The organism is Kitasatospora putterlickiae (assembly GCF_039527695.1).
GTDB classification, from domain to species: domain Bacteria; phylum Actinomycetota; class Actinomycetes; order Streptomycetales; family Streptomycetaceae; genus Kitasatospora; species Kitasatospora putterlickiae.
The window spans coordinates 3,659-6,526 of sequence record NZ_BAAAKJ010000252.1 but is presented as its reverse complement, the minus strand read 5'-3'; the positions used below and the strand labels follow the sequence as shown (position 1 = coordinate 6,526).

At 76.5% G+C, this 2,868-nt stretch carries 3 protein-coding genes; 1 reads left to right on the top strand and 2 read right to left on the bottom strand.

The genetic code is table 11. From position 1 onward, the window contains the following. Nucleotides 1–55: 55 nt before the first annotated feature. Together ABD308_RS25260 and ABD308_RS25255 are read right to left on the bottom strand one after the other, a co-directional pair. On the bottom strand, nt 56–730 hold the full coding sequence (locus ABD308_RS25260; RefSeq protein WP_030288117.1) for a Crp/Fnr family transcriptional regulator: 675 nt from the start codon (nt 728–730) through the stop codon (nt 56–58). 235 nt (nt 731–965) lie between these two features. Continuing rightward, nucleotides 966–1,970, bottom strand: a complete 1,005-nt coding sequence (locus ABD308_RS25255) for an ArsR/SmtB family transcription factor (protein WP_344338866.1) — start codon at nt 1,968–1,970, stop codon at nt 966–968. 161 nt (nt 1,971–2,131) lie between these two features. Here ABD308_RS25255 and ABD308_RS25250 point away from each other — a divergent pair. Beyond that, a partial coding sequence (locus ABD308_RS25250; protein ID WP_344338865.1) for an isocitrate lyase/PEP mutase family protein occupies nt 2,132–2,868 on the top strand: 737 nt, incomplete at its 3' end.

Below are 2,868 nucleotides of genomic sequence, written 5' to 3'. Positions count from 1 at the left end.
GGAGCGTACGGGCCCTTTTCGTGAGCGGTGGGCGATGAAGCCGCGCGAGGTGCGGTCAGCGGGACCGGCGGGAGAGCCGCTCGACGTCCAGCAGGACGACCGCGCGGGCCTCCAGCTTCAGCCAGCCGCGGCCGGCGAAGTCGGCGAGCGCCTTGTTGACCGTCTCGCGGGAGGCACCGACCAGCTGGGCCAGCTCCTCCTGGGTGAGGTCGTGGGCGACGTGGATGCCCTCCTCGGACTGCACGCCGAAGCGGCGGGAGAGGTCCAGCAGGGCCTTGGCGACGCGCCCGGGCACGTCGGAGAAGACCAGGTCGGACATCACGTCGTTGGTCCGGCGCAGGCGGCGGGCGATCGCGCGCAGCAGTGCGATCGAGACCTCGGGGCGGGCGTGCAGCCAGGGCTGGAGGTCGCCGTGGCCGAGGCCGAGCAGCTTGACCTCGGTCAGCGCGCTCGCGGTGGCGGTGCGCGGACCCGGGTCGAACAGCGAGAGTTCGCCGATCATCTCGCTGGGGCCGAGGACGGCGAGCATGTTCTCGCGGCCGTCCGGCGAGGCGCGGTGCAGCTTGACCTTGCCCTCGGCGACGACGTACAGCCGGTCGCCCGGGTCGCCCTCGTGGAACAGCGACTCGCCGCGGGCGAGCGTCACCTCGGTCATGGAAGCGCGCAGCTCGCCGGCCTGTTCGTCGTCGAGTGCCGCGAAGAGTGCGGCGCGCCGCAGAACGTCGTCCACGTGCTTCCTCCTTCTCGGCCGGCCGGCCGTCAAGCCCTCCGGCACAAGTTCGTACAGTGCTCTGCATCACCAAGCATGGCGCATGTCGCTCCGATCATATGAGGAGGGGGTGCGCGGAGGTGTGCTGCGCGGGGCCATTCGTACCGCCGGAGCGGTCCCGGGAGCGGCCCGAACCGGCAGGTCAGGGCAGGCATGCCAGGATCGGACAGATTCGGTCAGGACCGGTCACGACGGGTCAGGGTCGAGCAGGGTCGAGCAGGGCGTCGGCCAGGGCGGTCCGGGCGTGGAGCACGGCGTGACCGGCGCGGTGCGCACTGGTCAGCCCGGCGGCGCGCAGCGCGGTGAGGTGCTGGGAGGCGCCGGCGGCGGAGAGCCCGGTGCGCCGCGCCAGGTCGGTGGTGGAGGCCGGCGCGTCGAGTTCGGCGAGCAGCCGGGCCCGGGACCGGCCGAGGACGGCGGCGAGCGTGTCCGGGGCGCCGGCGGCCGGACGGGGCTCCCACAGGGTGGCGATGCCGCGCGCCGGATAGGCGAGCTGCGGCGGGTCCGGCGGCAGCGCGCGGGTCAGCACCCGGGGCCAGGCGAACACCGAGGGCACCAGCACCAGGCCGGCCGCGGCGTCCAGCCGCTCCACCGCGCAGTGCCGCTGCTCCAGCCGCAGCGCCCCGGACCCGCGGCCGTCCCAGCGGACCGTCTCGTGCAGGTCGTCGAGCACCCGGGCGGTGCCGTGTCCCACCGCCTGGCGGGCGCGGTGCAGCACGTCGGCGTCGAGCAGGGCGCGGATCCGGGCCCAGTACGGCGCGAGCGCGAGCTCCCAGTACGCCTCGATGTCGGCGGCGATCCGGGGCAGCCGGGCGGCCGGGTCGCGGTGGAGCGGTTCGAGGGCGGCGGGCAGCGGCCCGCCCCGCTCGGCGGCCAGCACGGCGAGGTCGGCGCGGACCAGCTCGGGGGAGGTCGCGGTGATCGCGGCCAGCTCGTCGGCGAGCGCCGGGGTGGTGGTGGCGGGGACGGGGTTGAGGAAGTCCGGCAGGTGGCCGGTGGGCGGGACCATCGCGGCCAGCCGCCGGACGGCTGGCCCGGCGGCGGCCAGCCGGGGGCGGACCTGCGCGGCCCAGTGCCGGTGCGGCGCGGGGACGACCGGCTGGGCGAGCACCCGGAGGCTGGTCACCACCTCCCACATCGGGGAGACGGCGAACCTGGTGCGCGCCAGGTCGTCGGCCGACAGCGCCAGCTCGGTGCGCATCGGTGGCTCACCCTCCCGCCGACGGGGCTTCGATTCGGTCCCAGCTTAATCACTGGAGCCGGGGCACCCGCCGCGCGCAGGATGCCGTCGTCGCACCGTGCACGCCACCACCGTGCACGGCACCACCATCCACGCCGATTCCCGAAGGCCGGTGACCCCGTATGACCACGTCCGCTCCGCTCCCTTCCGCCACTCCGCTTCCGCCCGCCGCCCTGCGCGCGAAGGCCGAGCGTCTGCGGGCGCTGGTCGCCGACGGCGTGCTCGTGCTGCCGAACGCCTGGGACGCCGGCAGCGCCGCCGTGATCGCCTTGGCGGGCGCCACCGCGATCGCCACCACCAGCGGCGGTGTCTCCTGGTCACTGGGCCGGGGCGACGGCCAGCGCCTGGACCGGGCGAGCGCGGTCGAGGCCGCCCGCCGGGTGGCGGCCGCCGTGGACCTGCCGGTCACCGTGGACGCCGAGGGCGGCTACGGGCCCGCGCCCGCCGACGTCGCCGGGACCGTCCGGGCGCTGGTCGGGGCGGGCGCGGCAGGCGTCAACCTGGAGGACTCGATGGCGGTCGGCGGCCCGCTGTTCGCGGTGGACGAGCAGGCCGCCCGGCTGCGCGCGGCCCGGACGGCGGCGGAGGCGGCGGGCCTGCCGGAGCTGCTGGTCAACGCCCGGACGGACGTCTTCCTGTTCGGGTTGGGCGGGCTCGACGACGCGCTGGTCCGCGCCGAGGCGTACGCGGCGGCGGGCGCCGACGGCCTCTTCGTGCCGGGCCTGCTGGACCTCGACGCGCTGGCCGCGCTCTGCGCGCGCTCGCCGCTGCCGGTCAACGCGATGGCGGTGGCCGGCGGTCCGTCCGTCGCCGAACTCGCCGCCGCCGGGGTGCGCCGGACGAGCGCGGGCACGGCGGT